Below are 16,342 nucleotides of genomic sequence, written 5' to 3'. Positions count from 1 at the left end.
GCCCAAGGCGCTGCTGAAGTCGTTCTTTGCGGGGTTGCGGGGGTAGGGGCGGAACACGGTGTCATTCCCGCGAAAGCGGGAATCTCCCTTGCGGTGCGAAGGGGGATCCCCGCTTTCGCGGGGATGACGTGGTGGGTTGCCCTCTGTCCACAATTCCACCAGTAACGCCCGGCAGAAGGGCTCCCGGCGCTGCTGTTCAACAAACGCCCCTAGCGGGAAACGTTTTGGGCGGTTATTGCCAATGTCAGAGATTATCGGAGAGACCCCATGATTATTGAGCCCAAGATTCGCGGCTTCATTTGCACGACGGCCCATCCGGTCGGTTGCGCCACCAATGTTCAGCGGCAGATCGACCACGTCGTGGTCAAGGGCCCGATCCCATCCGAGCGCCGTCGCGTGCTGGTGCTGGGTTGCTCGACAGGCTACGGCCTGGCCTCGCGCATCGTCACCACCTTTGGCAGCGATGCCGATACCATCGGCGTCTCGTTCGAAAAGCCACCGGCAGAAAACAAGACCGCCTCGGCTGGCTGGTACAATAACCGCGCCTTTGAGCAGCGCGCCAAGGCAGCCGGTCGCGTTGCGATCACAGTTGAAGGCGACGCATTCTCGGACGCCATCAAGGCCGAAGCCATCGAAGCCATCCGTGGCAGCGTCGGCCAGATCGATCTGATCGTTTATTCCGTGGCCTCTCCGGTTCGCACCGACCCCAAGGACGGCGTGACCTATCGCTCGGCGATCAAGCCTTATGGCGCGGCGGTTACCTCCAAGACCCTCAATACCGGCACCGGCGAAGTCTCCGAAATCTCCGTCGAGCCTGCCTCCGAGGAAGAAATGGCCTCCACCGTCAAGGTGATGGGCGGCGAAGACTGGGAGCTCTGGATTAAGGCACTGTCGGAGGCCGGTGTGCTTGCCGATGGCTTCCAGTCGCTCAACTACACCTATCTCGGTAGCGAGCTGACCTGGCCAATCTACCACAAGGGCACGCTGGGCATGGCCAAGGCTGACCTCGACCGCGCCGCCGCTGCCATTCGCGCCGCCCATGGCGAGCATGCAGCGCACGTCGTTGCCCTCAAGGCCGTGGTCACTCAGGCCAGCTCGGCCATTCCAGTGGTGCCGCTCTATGGCACGCTGCTGATTAAGGTCGAAGACGAGATGGGCCTCGGCGAAGGCCCGATCCAGCAGATCGACCGCCTGTTCCGCGCCAAGCTGCAGGGCGATATCGCGCTCGACGACGCAGCCCGCATCCGCGTTGACGACTGGGAGCTGTCCGAGACGATGCAGGCCGAGCTCAAGAAGCGCTGGGCTGAACTCAACACCGAAAACCTGTCGCTGCTGGCCGATCTGCCCAAGTATCGCCAGGAGTTCCTCAAGCTGTTCGGCTTTGGGATCGGCGGCGTGGACTACAGCGCGGATGTTGATCCCCGCGAGGTCTGAGCGCCGTTTGATTGAATAAGAAAATCCCCGCGAAAGCGGGGATTTTTGTTTGGGGGAAGACCTCATGGTGAGCCCGTCGAACCACGAGGTCGAGCGAGTGGAGCCTTAGGTGCCACGACCTCGTCCTTCGACAAGCTCAGGATGAGGTCTGATGGGTGTTTCCAGTGGCGCTATGCCCGCCCGAACGCCTGCGCCACATAGGGCCCGATCACCGCTGCGTCGATATCGTCCGGCGTCGTGAAGCGCAGGTGGCGGCGGTGTTTGCCTTCGCCGCGCAGGAGACCGGCGGGATCATCGAGTTCGACGCCGCGGGTGAATTCGAGACTGATGTGCTCGGCATAGGTGAAGATGCCGCCGAAGGGGCGGGTGGTGGCGTAGTAGAGGCCACCGTATTTCACCGCCTCGTCGGCGCCGGGCGCATTGGCGTGGACGATGGCTTGCAGCGCCAGCACCATGGCGTGGTGCGTGGGGCTGGTCTCGCCAATGCGGTCGAGCAGTTCGGCGACGGTCATCAGCCGACCGGCGTGCAGAGTTCGACCAGCACGCCATTGGGGCAGCGCAGGTAGGAGACAACCTGGCCCCAGGGCTTGGTCTTGGGAGCGCTGAGCTCTGTGGCGCCAGCGGCGATGGCCTTGGCATGGGCGGCGGGAACATCATCGGTGACGAAGCCAAGCTCGATGCCCAGCGGCTTTGCAGCCTTGTCGACGGCCTCATAGCCACCGGCGAAATTGGTTTCGGCCAGCGCGTGAGTGGCAAAGGCCAGCGTTGTGCCGCCGGTGTCGAGCTCGCCATAGTCGGCCTCGGGCGAGATGAAACGCAGAGGAAAGCCGAACGCCGCGCTGAAAAAATCCAGCGAGGCAGCGACGTCTTCGACATAGGCGATTGTGTAGCCGAACTTCATGGGAACCTCATTTTTGTTCCTTCTATGTTCCGGGCATGCGCCTGTCGAGGGCTAGTTGCTGTCGATCACAGGGACTTTGCCCTGAATGTAGGCCTCGATCTTTTCGGCCAGCATGCGCTTGAAGCGCTCTTTTTCCGGCTCGGCATGGGCTACGATTTCGCGCACACGCCAGAACTCCAGTGCGCCGAAGTTGGAGATATGCGGACGGATGTAAATGTCAGGCGGATAGGCCGCCATCATGTGGGCGGTCAGCGAGTGCATCATGATCTGCGCTGAGCCAAACCAGATGTCGAGCGGCTTGTGATCGGTCTTGGCAATGCCCTGCGAGGGATCGCCGTTGACGTCGATGCCGATGAGAAAATCAGTGCCGATATCGGCCTGATCGAGCGGCAGCGGATTGACCACGCCGCCATCGACCAGAATGTGATTGGCATAGCTCACCGGCTTGAACAGCGATGGAATGGCGATGGAGCCGGCAATGGCTGGGCGGAGCAGGCCGGAATTGAACACAACCTGATGCCAGGACTGGAAATCGGTCGCCACGACATAGAGCGGGATCTTGAGATCCTTGAACTCGAGCGGGAAATTGGCCGGTGTGAACGCATCGACCATACTCATGGCATCGAGCTGCATCGAGATGCCGTTTTTGAGAATGCCGCCAATGCCACGCACCTGGAAGGCCCAGAGCTTGGTGGCGATGGCACGCATGGTGCCCAGCACTTCAAAGGAGTGCTCGCGCAGCTCCTTGCCGGTCATGCCTGCTGCCCAGCCTGACCCGATCAGCGCGCCAATGGACGTGCCGGAGATGACCGCGGGGCGCAGGCCCAGCTCGTCCATGGCCTCGATATAGGGAATATGGGTCAGGCCGCGCGCCGAGCCGCCACCCAGCGCTACCCCGATCCGTGGACCTCCGCTCGCGCTCAACTGACCGCGCTCCTTGCCCTGTGCGCGCATCCGCTGCACCACGGCCCTGCCGCGAAGCTGCAGCGGGGTCAGCGGCAGATGGGACGGCGCCTTGCCAAAGACTGACTTAGGGGAGGGTAGGCCCGCAAGGTTTAGGAATGGTTCAGGCGCGCGGGGCTGTGCGGGCAAGCTCACGCCATCCGATGTCCCGGCGGCAAAAGCCTTCTGGCCAAACAATCTGGTCCACGCCTGCGTAAGCACGCTCTTGCGCCTCTCGAATATCTTTGCCGAGCGCTGTTACGTTCAGGACACGGCCCCCTGCTGCAAGTAAACGCTTGCCGTCGCGGCGCGTTCCCGCATGAAAGACATGAATCGTGTCGGAATCGATGCCTTCGGCGCCCTTGATCTCCGAGCCCTTGCCATAGGCGCCAGGGTAGCCCTCGGTCGCCATGATAACGGTGAGCGCAAACTGGTCTTTCCAGCGCACGTCATGGTCCGCCAGCGTACCTGTGGCGACGGCGTGCAGTAGTGGCAGCAGGTCGCTTTCCATCCGCATCATCATCACCTGCGTCTCGGGATCGCCGAAGCGGGCATTATATTCGACGAGTTTTGGCCCCTGATCGGTCAACATCAGCCCGGCATAGAGCACGCCCTGATAGGGGGTGCCACGCGCGGCGAGGCCCCGCACTGTTGGCCAGATAACGCGCTCGAGGGTTTCCTCATAAATCCCCAGGGTCATCACCGGGGCGGGGGAATAGGCGCCCATGCCGCCCGTATTGGGACCGGTATCGCCCTCAAAGGCGCGCTTGTGGTCCTGCGCGGTGGTGAGGGGCAGAATGTTGGTGCCATCGCAGAGCACGAAGAGGCTGACTTCCTCGCCCTCCATGAATTCCTCGATGACGACTTCGGCGCCAGAGGCGCCAAAGGCCCCGGCAAAGCAATCGATAATGGCTTCTTCGGCATCCTCGACATTCATGGCGACGGTGACGCCCTTGCCGGCGGCCAGGCCATCGGCCTTGATCACGATGGGCGCGCCACGCGTGTAGAGATAGGCCAGAGCGTCGGCCTCGTTGTCGAAGCGGCCATACCCAGCGGTGGGAATATTCATCTCGTCGCAAAGGGCTTTGGTAAAACCCTTGGAGCCTTCGAGCTGGCCAGCGGCCTTGGACGGACAGAAGCAGGTGATCCCAGCCGCTCTGACGTCATCACCCAGCCCGGCCACCACCTGCGCATCGGGACCGACGACGACGAAGTCGATGGCCATGAGCTTGCAGAAATTGACGACGGCCTGATGGTCGGTGATGTCGATGACGACATTTTCGGCGACCGCACCGGTGCCGCCATTGCCGGGCGCAATGAACAACTTGGTGAGCAGCGGCGACTGCGCGATTTTCCACGCCAAGGCATGTTCACGCCCGCCCGAACCGATCACCAGAACCCGCATGCCGTCCTCCGTCGCTGTTGGCCGCGTGATGCACGAGATAGCGGGGGGAGGCAAGTTTCTTTCTTGTCTGCGCTATGGGGGGAGGAGACAGCAAGGGCGCGGTGAGAGGCTTAAAGCAAAGGGCCAAGGCTCAGCTCATATGCCGAGGCGGTCAAGACCTTCCTCGGTCCATGGCCGGTGTCGACCCCATTTCGGACATAGCCGGTGGAGATCGATGGTCCCAACAGCAGACATGAGGGGCCGCAACCGGTCAACTGGTCAGGTGATCTTGACCTGCGGCGAAGGCTGTTCGATAAGACCACTGTGACAAGAGTTTTCTTCTGACTGATCGCTGACAGTGAGGCCACCGCGTTGCGGGGTGTGCACAGTCGTATCCATATCGTCAGAAGAGTTTTCAAATGACATCAATTGCTATTTCCGGCGCTAGCGGAAAGCTGGGCCGCATGGTGCTCCAGTCGCTGCGCTCAATCACCAAACAGCCGCTCGTGTTGCTTAGTCGGACGCCCGACGCACTTGCAGGCATTTCCAGTAGTCTGGAGCCGCGGTTCGCGGATTTCGATCAGGTCGAGAGCCTTCAACAGGCAATGGCTGGGGTGGACCGGCTTGTCCTCATCAGCACCAACGCTATGGGTCCTGACGGCATACGTGTCCGTCAGCATCGCGCAGCAATAGATACAGCAATTGCTGCAGGCGTCAGTCACATCGTCTATACGTCGTTCTTAAAGGCAGACAGCAGCCCGCTTTCGCTGATGACTGCCGATCACGCAACGACCGAGGCAATTCTCAAAGAGAGCAGCATTGGCTACTCGATATTGCGGAACGCCTTCTATGACGATCTGGCACGGCAATTTCTTGAACGTGCTGACCATGATGGTCGCTTCGTCCATGCGGCGGGCGCAGGCGGTGTAGCCTATGTGACGCGTCAACAATGTGCAGACGCAGCAGCATTCGCCGTTTCCGATGGATTTTCGGGTAGGCGTACTCTCGACATCACTGGACGCAAAGCCATCACTATGCCGGAGTTGGCGGAGTTGGCCCGCACTAGTCGGGGCCGCTCATACTCCCCCGTTGAAGTCTCAAAAGAAGCACTTGTGGAGCGCATGGTAGCTGCATCGGTTCCGCCAGAAAGTGCCGCAATGCTTGCCTGGATAGACGACGGTTTAGCGAGAGGCGCAGGTGGACCGGCGTCTCAGGATTTTGAGAGACTTACTGGCCGCGAACCACCAGTTCTAGCGCTTTGAGCATTTGGGCCGGCCTTCATCAGGCTGGCCCTTTTTGATGATAGCGCACCGCGCCAACCAGCTTATTCGCGACACTCAAAAGGCTGCTATTTGCTTGCAGCTACCCGAAACCTGCCAGTCCGCTAGCCACCCCTAAGTTGCCGGAACGCAGGACCCTATTTCGGCCGTAAGCTGACTGAAGAAGCATTCTGAAAGGCAGACGTCGCTCTCTTTGACTTTAGGGTTCGCTTGTCCAAATTCTTGCCAGGGAACGACCTGGCTGTTAAAAAGGCGTCATGATGATGTTTAAGTCCACATTCTTTCCGCTGATCTGACGACCAACGTCGTTGCGGCACCGAGGTGCCTTTTGAGATCATAACGGCCCGTCCCGCGTGGGGGCCGTGCGGAGCATTATGGATGTCGGAAGCTTCTCATTCCGGTCTGAGCCAGGCTCAGATCGCGCAGTTCATCGACTACGGATATATCAAACTCGACGGTGCCTTCGATGGCGGGCTTGCCTCACAAGGGCGGGACCTCCTTTGGAGCGCCATGGGGCTCTCCCTTGACGCGCCACAGACGTGGATTCGGCCTGTTGTCCGCTTAGGTTTTATGACGGGCAAGCCGTTTTCGGACGCGGCCAACACGCCGCTCTTGCACGCAGCCTATGATGCCATCGTCGGCGAAGGCCGATGGTTGAAGCCTAATGGTTTGGGGACTTTCCCAGTACGTTTTCCCTCGCCAAACGAGCCGGGTGATGCCGGATGGCACGTAGACGCCAGCTTCGGCACCGACAATCCCGACTTCATGCAATGGCGGGTCAACGTGAAAAGCAGCGGCCGCGCCCTGCTGATGCTGTTCTTGTTCTCTGATGTCGGGGAATTGGACGCGCCGACAATGATCAGGAAAGGCTCGCACGGCGCTATCGCCAAGCAGTTGCTGCCAGCAGGAGTGGATGGTCTCACCCTAAGCGAACTGGCCGCTGACGGTTTTGCATCGACTGCCGACTGCGAAGAAGTGCTGGCTACTGGGGAAGCCGGGACGGTGTACCTCTGCCACCCATTCCTGGTTCACTCGGCGCAACCGCATCGCGGGAGTAAGCCTCGTTTCATGGCCCAACCTCCGCTTCTGCCGAAGGGCGAATTTGACCCGTCGCTACCCCCCTCGGCCGTACAAGTCGCAATCCGTAGAGCCATTGGGATGTAGCTCTAAGAGACAAAGGCCCGGGACGTAACCGTTCCGGGCTTCGCCTGCCTGAGAGGGTCCGCTCCAGTAGGGCCATTCGCCGAAAGCCGGCCAATAGCTTTCCACCCCCATGGCCGACAAAAAGCCCGAGGCGAGAGAGGATCTCGGCTCGGGCTTGTTGGTGGCAATCGGTGAGGCTGCTTCCCAAGGTGGGAAGAGGCGGCGGCTATGCCCCCAGCCTACATCTCGGCTTCTTTGAAGATCTTGGTCAGATCGCCGTTCCATTCGCCGTGGAATTTGTCCAGCCAGCGCTGGGCTGGGGATTTGGCGAGGCGGATGGTTTCTTCGAGCGGGGCGAGGTGGATGGTTTCGTCCTTGCCGGCCGCATTGAGGCGGTTGCGGCGGACGAGACCGGCTTCGGCAATGCCGACGGCCTGGGCGGCAATGTCATAGACATTGGAGCGATCATGCGGCGTCTCGAGACCGAGGCGCGGCACTTCGCGACGCATGTGCTCGCGCTCGTCCTGGCTCCACGGCTTGATCATCTCATAGGCTGCCTCGAGCGAAATCTCGTCATAGAGCAGGCCGGTCCAGAAGGCCGACAGCGCCGTGACCGATTTTTCGTCGCCCATATCGGCGCCGCGCATTTCAAGGAACTGCTTGAGGCGCACTTCGGGGAAAATGGTCGAGAGGTGGTCTTCCCAATCTTTGACGGTGGGCTTTTCGCCCGGCAGCTGAGGCAGCTCGCCCTTGAGGAAGGCCCGGAAGCTTTCGCCCGCGACGTTGACATAGGCGCCGTCACGGATGACGAAATACATCGGCACATCAAGCGCATAGTCGGCATATTGCTCGAACCCGAAGCCTTCATCGAAGGCGAAGGGGAGCATGCCGGTGCGGGCATTGTCGGTGTTCAGCCAGATATGGCTGCGGAAGCTCTGATAGCCGGAATCGCGGCCCTCGGAGAATGGCGAATTGGCAAACAGGGCCGTCGCAATCGGCTGCAGCGCCACCGAGACACGCAGCTTTTTGACCATGTCGGCTTCGCTGGAGAAGTCGAGATTGGTCTGCACCGTGCAGGAGCGGAACATCATGGAGGTGCCGAGCGTGCCGACCTTTTCCATGTAAGGCTTCATTATGCCATAGCGCGACTTTGGCATGGCGGGGATTTCATCGACCGACCACAGCGGGGTGACGCCAAGACCAAGGAAGTGGATATCGAGGGGCGCAGCGACCTTTTTGGTGATGCGCATATGCTCGGCCAGCTCGGCCGCGCTGGCGTGAAGATCGATTTGTGGTGCGCCGGAGAGCTCGAACTGCCCGCCTGGTTCAAGCGAAATGCCGCCAGCGACTGCATCATTGCGCAGGCCGATGGGGTTTTCGCCATCGTAGAAGGGGTGCCAGCCGGTTTCTGCGGCGATGCCATCGAGCAGCGCATGAATCCCGTTTGGACCTTCATAGGTGACCGGGCGCAGCGGATTGGTGTGGAACACGTGCTTTTCGTGCTCAGTGCCAATGCGCCATTCGCTCTCGGGCTTAGCCCCGCGCGCCATGGCGTCAATAAGGTCGGCCCGCGATTCGATCAGGGGCGAATAGTTGTCGGCACCGGCCATCAAGTCCTCGTAGCTGAGGGGTCAATCGTGGGGCGCGAACATAACGACCGCAAGCCGGAAAGCAATCGGCTTTTATCGCCAATCACCGATGATAGCCTGAATGACTGCCAGCGCGGCAACCGCGGCCGTATCTGCGCGCAGAATACGTGGACCCAAACTCACTGGTACCACAAAGGGTTGCGCCCGCAGTTTTGCCCGCTCTTGATCGGAAAATCCACCCTCGGGGCCGATCAAAATACCCACAGGTGTTCCGCGCAGGGCAGCAATGGCTTCAACGGGGGAGCTGACGTTCTCACCCTCATCGGCCAGAATGAGTTTGCGATTGCCCTGCTCGGTCGTCCAGCTGTCGAGCAGGCGATCAAGACTGATTTCCGTTGGAACGGCGGGAACATTGAGCACTTCGCACTGCTCGGCCGCTTCAATGGCGTTGGCCACAAGGCGCTCATGCTTGAGTCGGGCGACCTGGGTGTAGCGGGTGATCACCGGCTGGATGGTGCTGACACCCATCTCGGTGGCCTTCTGGATCACATAGTCGAGGCGCTCGGTCTTGAGCGGGGCAAAGCCATACCAAAGATCGGACGAAGGCGATTGCGGAGCGATCTGTTCGACCAGCTCCAGCCCAACCGATTTTTTGGAATCGCTGGTAATGCGCGCGCGCCACGCGCCGTCGCGACCGTTGAACAGCACCACCTCGTCGTCGACGTTCTTGCGCAGCACGGCGGCAAGATAAAGCGATTGCTCCTTGCCAAGCGTCAGCTGGGCATTGGCGGCAAGATCGGGTTCGACATGAAGACGGGGCAGGGCAGCGTGGGTTCGGGGCATGGCAAAGTGGCAGATGCCACGACCTCGTGGTTCGACAAGCTCACCATGAGGTCTACTCTAAACGCGGCGAACGCAGTAGACCCGTAACAAAGTTAGCAACAGACCTCATCCTGAGCGTGTCGAAGGGCGAGGTCGTGGCACAGTGTCGAGAGCTGCAATGAGCAATCCTGAGCAAAATCATCCCACACCCGGCACCGTCGCGGACGCCCAATCGGGCAATTGGGTGGATCGTTATGCGCCCGATTGGCTGAAACCTTATGCGCGGCTGGCGCGCTGGGACCGGCCCATCGGCATCTGGCTGCTGTTTTGGCCGTGCACCTGGGGACTGGGGCTGGCCGCTGTGGCCAATCCGCTGCTCGGTTTTGACTGGATCGCCGCCATTCTTATGTTTTTCGGGGCGCTGCTGATGCGTGGCGCCGGCTGCACCTTTAACGACATTGTGGACCGCGACATCGACATGAAAGTCGCGCGCACCCGCTCGCGGCCAATTCCATCGGGGCAGGTGACCTCGCGCGATGCCTTGGCGTTTCTGGTGGCGCAGGCGCTGCTGGGATCGGTGATTTTGTTCCAGTTCAATCGCTTCACCGTCTGGGCGGGCGTCGCCTCGCTGGTGCTGGTGGCGATCTATCCCTTCATGAAGCGCGTGACCTGGTGGCCGCAGGCCTTCCTGGGGCTGGCCTTTTCCTATGGCGCGCTGGTGGGCTGGAGCAGCCAGACCGGTGGCATCGCCATGCCCGCGCTGCTGGCCTATCTCGGCACGATCCTCTGGGTGATCGGCTATGACACCATTTATGCGCTGCAGGACATCGAGGACGACGCGCTGATCGGCGTGAAATCCACGGCGCGCCTGTTTGGCGACCATGCGCGGGTGATCGTTTCGGGCTTTTATGCCGGGGCCTATGTGCTGTGGCTGGCAGCGGGGACGGTGGCAGGCGGCGGGATTATCTTCGCGCTGTTCTCGCTAGTGGCGGCGGGCATTCTGGCCTGGCAGGTTTGGACGCTCGATGTCGACAAGCCGGGCAATGCCCTGCTGCGGTTCAAGGCCAACCACTATGTCGGGATAGCGCTGGTGCTGGCGCTGCTGGCGGAGTGGGTCTGGTAGGTTTCTTTAGGGGATACCCCCACCTAGCCTCCCCCTGATAGGGGGAGGAATCCGCCGCCACCCTTGGGCGGGATTGTGCCTATGCACGGGACTGCTCCTCCCCCTGTTCAGGGGGAGGTTGGGAGGGGGTCTTCTTCCAACCGATCACAACCACCGCGCTGTCACCCTCGGGCTTGACCCGAGTGCTTTACACTTGCTGCAAGAATCCTCGGGTCATCAGGCCCGAGGGTGACGATGGAGGGAGCGGGGAGGCAACGCCCCCCAAAACGTCAAAAGGGCCGACCGCACCACTGGTCAACCCTATCAACGTGCTTTGGAGGCAAGCAAAAACTTTTAGATCGCCTCGGGCTGGCCCGGCTGGCGGCGATTGAGGAAGCGGGGGCGGCGCGAGGCTTCGGCGACCAGCTTGCGGCGCGATGCGGTGTTGCCGACCATGACGCCATCAACGTGCTGGCTATAGGGCATGTAGGCGCCATCGCCGGCCTTGATGAACAGCGGGAGACGGAGCTTCTTGCCCCAGTTCTGCCATTCGGCGACGACGTTGTGATTGCCCTCTTCTTCGAAGACGCGATAATTCAGTTCGTAATCGGAATGTACCAGCTCGATGCTGCTGGTCAGCAGGCCGTCTTCCGAGATCGAAGTAGCCACGGCCACACCGATAAATTCTGTCACCGGGACCTTGATCTTGATGGCCACGCCGCTCTGATCGAGCTGGCGGCGCACCGTGACGGTCTTAACCGGGTCCTTGGGACCATTGTCGTTCGCAGCCACGAAACGGCGCTCCGCCAATGCGGGCTTGCCGAACGCCAAAACGACTGATGAGCCTTCCATCGCGACGCCATGAACCATTGTGATCTGCCTTCCTGTCAACTTCGAGAGCTTGTTTTTTTGCTCTGCTTATGAGGCCAACATAGCGCGTCGGATTACCTGGCTCCTTAATCGGTTCGGTTAAGTTTATCTTGTTTTCGGAGAGGGTTAGCAGGGTCTTGCATAGGGTAGGAACCGATTAACCGCGCCCGCTGGGAGGGCGTTAACCAGCGCCTTTGGACAAAACCCTTGTGCCTCAGGAGGTAACGCAAAATGGCGCTGCGGAACGCTGGCCCGGGGGCAGAGAACGTCGGTCGCCGACAGGGCGCTTCTGGTGTCGAAAGAAAATTCGTCCCTCGCGAAATTGGCATAATTTGTCTTAGCGCCCCGCCTTGTCCTAAAGGCCCGGCGCGCCTACAAGCCGGGTCCATGATAGCTGTGCCGACCACTTATTCCGACGATCTCGAACTGCTCCGCTCTTCGGCGGTGGCAGCGGGGATCATCGCCAGCGGGTTTTTCCGTCGCGAGGTGAAAACCTGGAATAAGGAAAACGCGTCGCCTGTTACCGAAGCCGACATTCTTGTCGATCGCTATCTTGCCTCATCGCTGCTCGCCGCGCGGCCCGACTATGGCTGGCTGAGCGAGGAGACCGCAGACAATCCATCTCGGCTCGATTGCGAGCGTGTGTTTGTGGTCGACCCGATCGACGGCACGCGCGGGTTTCTCCGCGGCGAGGATAGCTGGAGCGTCTCTATAGCGGTGGTGGAAAACGGCGTGCCGGTGGCAGGCGTGGTTTATGCGCCGATCCGCGACGAGCTTTATGATGCGGTCAAAGGCGAGGGCGCACGGCTTAACGGCAAGGCGCTGGTGCGCCACCGTCGGGCGGGCGCGCCGCCACTGATCCCGGCGCCGGGCGCTGTGCATCAGGAAATGCAGGCGGCCGGTCTTCATTATACTCGCGGGCCCGCCTATCCCTCGCTGGCCTATCGGCTGGTGCAGGTGGCGACGGGCAAGCTCGATGCAGCGGTGGCGCGGCGCGGTAGCCAGGACTGGGATATTGCAGCGGCGGCGCTGATTTTGGACGAGGCGGGTATCGCCTTTTCCGACGTGTGCTCGGGGTTCCCTCGTTTTAACAGACGAGATGTGCGCCACGGGGCGCTTGCGGCCTTGAGCGACATGAGCCTAAAACCGCTCGTCCATGCGGCATTGATCAAAGTCTATGGCTGTCCGGCTGATGACGAGATCGCTGCCGACCAGGCTTCTCCCGATGAACGGATATGACCCGATGAGCGCAAAAGAAGACCCAAGCAAGCAACTCCTTCACCTGGTGATCGGCGGCGAGTTGTCCAGCCTTGAGGGCGTCACCTTCAACGATCTCGACAAGGTCGACATCGTCGGCCTCTATCCCAACTATGCCAGCGCCTACACGGTGTGGAAGCAAAAGGCCCAGATGACCGTGGACAGCGCGCAGACGCGCTATTTCATCGTCCATCTGCACCGCCTGCTGAACCCCGAGCAGGATACGAAGTAACTCGGGTCCAGCCGTTTCGGCTGTTTGACCAAACATCGTGCTGCCCTCGGACTTGATCCGAGGGCCGTTTTCCATATGTGCCGCGCTGATAGTGACCCTCGGATCGAGTCCGAGGGCAGCGCCGGTGGGTGGGGTGGTTTAGGGGCAGAGCGATAGTTTAGTCCCCATGGCGAATACCCCACTTGGCGTCATTCCCGCGAAAGCGGGAATCCCTCTGGGGATGTAAGGGAGACCCCGGCTCAAGGCCGGGGTGACGCGGTGGGGGTGGCAAACTCCGCGCTACCTCGTCTTTCGACAAGTCCGGTGCCCCTAGTTCTCCAGAGCGTCCAAAATCGCCTGCATGGCGCCGGGGCCGCCGATGCGTTGGCGGCCGATATTGGCGAGGCGGCGGCGGTCTTCTTCATCACTGAGCAGGTGCTTGAGCGCCGTGCTGATCGCCGGGACTTCGGCGGGAACGACGGTGCGGGCTTCGCCGAACAGCATTTGCTCGTCGGTGAAGCGCGAGCGGCGGTCGCGGGGATTGATGAAGGTGATGACCGGCTTGCCGAGGCCGAGCGCCTGAACCGTGGCCGTGCCCGCCTGTGACATCACCACGTCGGATACGTCGAGCAGATTGCCCATGGCACTGCCGCGCGCCATATGAATAGTCAGATCACCATCTGACAGCTCGCCCAGATCTGCAGGCTCGGCGCTGAGCATGGTGGTGCGGCGCAAGCCTGTCTGGCGGGCCAGCTCTTCCACATTGATGCTGCCGGCAACGGCCAGGAACACGTCCGGGCGCTGATCCTTCGTCAGGCTGCGCAGGGCCGAGACCTGAAGGCCGAAACTTTCGGCGGTCAGGGCGCGGCTGCCGGGCAGGAGCGTGACGGCCAGAGGCCGGGTGCGGCGGGCGCGGGCGTCGTATTCGCCGCGCGGAATGGTATCCATCATCACATTGCCAGCCGAGCGGGCATCGACACCGATATGTTCGAGCGTGCGGGCAAGGCTGTCACTGCGACAGAACACGGTCTGGCAGGTCTTTTTGATGGCCCAGCGTTCGGGGCTGGAATAGAGCCGGGCGGCGCCGGTTTTGTAGACGTCGAGGTAGAAAATGCCGCGATGGCCGGTGGCGAGGCAGGCAAAGACCCCGACCATATCGCCAACCACGACAATGCGATCATACTGGCCGAGCATCTTGCGCAGGAATTGCAGCGCAGGTGGCACGGTGGCAAGGCCGCCACTGGTGAGGTCGCGGCGCAGCGATCCCTTGACGTTGCGCCAGCCTTCGGAGGCCAACGTGGCGCGGGGGCCAACAATGGGGCAGACCCCGGCATAGGCATTGCCGGCGCCGATCATGGGATAGGCGTCGACCTCGATGGACTTGGGCAGCTGCGCAGCGATTGCTGCCGCTATCCAGTCTTCACCGTGACCGTTGGAAATAAAGAGAAAACGACGGCGGACTGACGCTTCCGCCACCATCAGGCTCCGAGGCCGAAGCGCTCGAAGGCAGTATTGGCCGTCACCGCATCGAGGTAGGCCTCCTGCCGATCGACGTTCCAATAGAACAGCTCATCGAGCGGAATGGGCTTGCCGGTAATCGCGCAGCGCACAAAACTGCCGGGCTTGAGCACGACGTAATCGCCGTCCATGTAGCGGATCACCGCCTCAGTGGGGGAGAACCCCTTATCGAAGATGTTCATCACGACCGTCCTTCAATCTGGCCACTGATATAGCCTTCATTCACGTACCTCAAAAGAGGCTTTCCTGTGTGCCCCCACCAGAAGGCGGACGTGGTTTTTTCTTGATAACCGGGCTGCCGGCAACGGTTGCGCCGACTTCGCCATCGGCGAACTCGATAACAATGCCGTCACCGGGCGACAGCGCCGCGCGTTCATGCACCAGATTGCCCGCATCGTCCTTGATGACGGCATAGCCGCGCGCCAGCACACTCTTGTAGCTGAGCGAGGCCAGCAGCTTGCCAGACTGGTTGAGCGCGGAGCGACGATCAGTGAGGTTTTGTGCAATGCCAGCCATCAGACGCGCTGCCAGCGGGGCCAGGCGGATTTGGGCATGGACCAGATCGGTTTGTAGCGCTGTGGCAGACAGCTTGGGTGCAATGGTCTCGAACAGCGAGCGCTTCCGCTCAACCAGGCGTTGTGCAGCTGCAGCCAGGCGCTCGGCGCGCGGATCGTAAGTCAGGCGCGTGCGATCGACCGATTTGCGCAGCCCTGCTTCGGCGCGCAGCGACAGGTTCTTGAGGCGTTCGGCCACTTCCTGGCGCTGACTGAGCAGAACGCGCGGACTGAGTTTGGACTCGATGCGCGAAAAGGCAACGCGGCGGTCCTGCACGGAATGGCGGAGGCCAGTGAAGAGATTGCTGGCGGCATGATCGAGCCGCTGGCGTTGGGTGGCGACCAGATCGTTCGGACGCGGCAGGCCGGCGGCGGCGGCGCGCAGGCGATCACGGGCCGTGCTGGACATCCGGCGTGCAGCCTGACGCTGGCGGCTGCCAAGATCGTCGACATAGCCGACAAGCTCGGCGCGGACGGGCACGGCGGCCTCGGCGGCGGCGGTTGGCGTTGGCGCACGCATGTCCGAGACATAGTCGATCAGCGTCGTATCGGTTTCGTGGCCGACGGCGGAGATGATCGGAATGCCGCTGGCAGCGACGGCACGGACGACGGATTCCTCGTTAAAGCCCCAAAGGTCTTCAATCGAGCCACCGCCGCGCGCGACGATCAACAGGTCCGGACGCGGGATCTTGCCGTCGGGCAGGAGGGCGTTGAAGCCCTCAATGGCGTTGACGACTTCGGGCGCGCAGGTGTCGCCCTGCACGCGGACCGGCCAGACCAGCACATGGCTGGGGAAGCGATCGGCGAGGCGATGAAGAATATCGCGAATGACCGCGCCGGTGGGCGAGGTGATGACGCCGATGACGCGCGGCAGATAGGGCAGGGCTTGCTTGCGGTCCCGCTCGAACAGGCCTTCGGCCATCAGCTTGCGGCGTCGCTCCTCAAGCAGCGCCATCAAGGCGCCGGCGCCTGCCGGTTCGATATTGTCGATGACGATCTGATACTTGCTCGACCGCGGGAAGGTGGTGAGCCGCCCGGTGGCAATGACTTCGAGGCCTTCTTCAGGCTTGAAGGTCAGCCGCGCCCAATTGCCCTTCCACACGACGGCGTCGATGGAGGCGTTTTCGTCCTTGAGGGTGAAATAGGCGTGACCCGAGGAATGCTGGCCCCGAAAGCCCGAAATTTCCCCGCGCACCCGCACATGGCCGAACTCATCTTCCACAGTGCGTTTGACCGCCTGGGCGATCTCGCTGACGGTAAATTCTGCGGCGTTGGTCATGGCGTCGGACATGACACTCTGGTGGGGGATTTGGCGGGGGAGGTCAAGGGGTGGAG

General features: G+C 61.5%; 16 protein-coding genes. 6 read left to right on the top strand and 10 right to left on the bottom strand.

Annotation, left to right across the window (positions count from 1 at the left end; genetic code table 11):
* The first annotated feature begins 267 nt into the window (after positions 1-267).
* Complete coding sequence (fabV, locus tag WH87_RS14345; protein WP_046138843.1) at positions 268-1,434, top strand: enoyl-ACP reductase FabV; 1,167 nt, start codon at positions 268-270, stop codon at positions 1,432-1,434.
* Positions 1,435-1,604: 170 nt separating this feature from the next.
* Here fabV and WH87_RS14340 read toward each other — a convergent pair whose 3' ends face one another.
* Genes WH87_RS14340 through purD form a run of 4 tightly spaced genes read right to left on the bottom strand, consistent with a single transcriptional unit; the run spans position 1,605 to position 4,682 of the window.
* Positions 1,605-1,946 (bottom strand): DUF1801 domain-containing protein, encoded by a 342-nt coding sequence (locus WH87_RS14340; RefSeq protein ID WP_046138842.1) that lies wholly within the window; start codon positions 1,944-1,946, stop codon positions 1,605-1,607.
* Positions 1,946-2,335, bottom strand: coding sequence for a VOC family protein (locus WH87_RS14335; RefSeq protein WP_046138841.1), 390 nt, complete (start codon positions 2,333-2,335; stop codon positions 1,946-1,948). The genes WH87_RS14340 and WH87_RS14335 overlap by 1 nt, the downstream gene beginning before the upstream one ends.
* A gap of 51 nt (positions 2,336-2,386) precedes the next feature.
* Positions 2,387-3,433 (bottom strand): patatin-like phospholipase family protein, encoded by a 1,047-nt coding sequence (locus WH87_RS14330; RefSeq protein ID WP_156458241.1) that lies wholly within the window; start codon positions 3,431-3,433, stop codon positions 2,387-2,389.
* On the bottom strand, positions 3,402-4,682 hold the full coding sequence (gene purD / locus WH87_RS14325) for a phosphoribosylamine--glycine ligase (RefSeq protein WP_046138839.1): 1,281 nt from the start codon (positions 4,680-4,682) through the stop codon (positions 3,402-3,404). Before purD ends, WH87_RS14330 begins: the two co-directional genes overlap by 32 nt.
* Before the next feature lie 398 nt (positions 4,683-5,080).
* On the opposite strand from purD, the gene WH87_RS14320 reads away from it, so the two are divergent.
* Both WH87_RS14320 and WH87_RS14315 read left to right on the top strand, forming a co-directional pair.
* Positions 5,081-5,923: an NAD(P)H-binding protein gene (locus tag WH87_RS14320; RefSeq protein WP_046138838.1), complete on the top strand. Its 843-nt coding sequence runs from the start codon at positions 5,081-5,083 to the stop codon at positions 5,921-5,923.
* A gap of 396 nt (positions 5,924-6,319) precedes the next feature.
* Positions 6,320-7,105, top strand: coding sequence for a phytanoyl-CoA dioxygenase family protein (locus tag WH87_RS14315; protein ID WP_046138837.1), 786 nt, complete (start codon positions 6,320-6,322; stop codon positions 7,103-7,105).
* 218 nt (positions 7,106-7,323) lie between these two features.
* Here WH87_RS14315 and WH87_RS14310 read toward each other — a convergent pair whose 3' ends face one another.
* Positions 7,324-8,694: a glutamate--cysteine ligase gene (locus tag WH87_RS14310; protein WP_046138836.1), complete on the bottom strand. Its 1,371-nt coding sequence runs from the start codon at positions 8,692-8,694 to the stop codon at positions 7,324-7,326.
* A gap of 72 nt (positions 8,695-8,766) precedes the next feature.
* Positions 8,767-9,516 (bottom strand): 16S rRNA (uracil(1498)-N(3))-methyltransferase, encoded by a 750-nt coding sequence (locus WH87_RS14305; RefSeq protein WP_046138835.1) that lies wholly within the window; start codon positions 9,514-9,516, stop codon positions 8,767-8,769.
* A 157-nt stretch (positions 9,517-9,673) separates the two neighbouring features.
* Between WH87_RS14305 and ubiA the strand changes: the two genes are divergently transcribed.
* A complete protein-coding gene (gene ubiA / locus WH87_RS14300; protein ID WP_046138834.1) occupies positions 9,674-10,618 on the top strand; it encodes a 4-hydroxybenzoate octaprenyltransferase in 945 nt (314 codons plus the stop codon).
* A 333-nt stretch (positions 10,619-10,951) separates the two neighbouring features.
* On the opposite strand, the gene WH87_RS14295 is transcribed toward ubiA, so the two are convergent.
* Positions 10,952-11,467, bottom strand: coding sequence for a DUF6101 family protein (locus tag WH87_RS14295; RefSeq protein ID WP_046138833.1), 516 nt, complete (start codon positions 11,465-11,467; stop codon positions 10,952-10,954).
* Between the two features lie 387 nt (positions 11,468-11,854).
* Between WH87_RS14295 and WH87_RS14290 the strand changes: the two genes are divergently transcribed.
* Together WH87_RS14290 and WH87_RS14285 are read left to right on the top strand one after the other, a co-directional pair.
* Positions 11,855-12,706, top strand: a complete 852-nt coding sequence (locus WH87_RS14290) for a 3'(2'),5'-bisphosphate nucleotidase CysQ (protein WP_046138832.1) — start codon at positions 11,855-11,857, stop codon at positions 12,704-12,706.
* A gap of 4 nt (positions 12,707-12,710) precedes the next feature.
* Positions 12,711-12,956 (top strand): DUF4170 domain-containing protein, encoded by a 246-nt coding sequence (locus tag WH87_RS14285; protein WP_046138831.1) that lies wholly within the window; start codon positions 12,711-12,713, stop codon positions 12,954-12,956.
* A gap of 309 nt (positions 12,957-13,265) precedes the next feature.
* Here WH87_RS14285 and WH87_RS14280 read toward each other — a convergent pair whose 3' ends face one another.
* From WH87_RS14280 to xseA, 3 genes are read right to left on the bottom strand one after another with little or no spacing between them, the layout of a single operon-like run.
* The gene (locus tag WH87_RS14280) at positions 13,266-14,414 is read right to left on the bottom strand and encodes a glycosyltransferase family protein (RefSeq protein ID WP_046138830.1); all 1,149 of its coding nucleotides are present in this window, start codon (positions 14,412-14,414) and stop codon (positions 13,266-13,268) included.
* On the bottom strand, positions 14,414-14,635 hold the full coding sequence (locus tag WH87_RS14275; RefSeq protein ID WP_046138829.1) for a DUF2093 domain-containing protein: 222 nt from the start codon (positions 14,633-14,635) through the stop codon (positions 14,414-14,416). Before WH87_RS14275 ends, WH87_RS14280 begins: the two co-directional genes overlap by 1 nt.
* Positions 14,636-14,684: 49 nt before the next feature.
* Positions 14,685-16,298, bottom strand: coding sequence for an exodeoxyribonuclease VII large subunit (gene xseA / locus WH87_RS14270; protein ID WP_046138828.1), 1,614 nt, complete (start codon positions 16,296-16,298; stop codon positions 14,685-14,687).
* Positions 16,299-16,342: the final 44 nt, after the last annotated feature.

It is taken from the genome of Devosia epidermidihirudinis (assembly GCF_000971295.1).
Classification (GTDB): domain Bacteria; phylum Pseudomonadota; class Alphaproteobacteria; order Rhizobiales; family Devosiaceae; genus Devosia; species Devosia epidermidihirudinis.
Note: the sequence above shows the minus strand (reverse complement) of the source record. Positions and strands in the feature narration are given on the sequence as shown.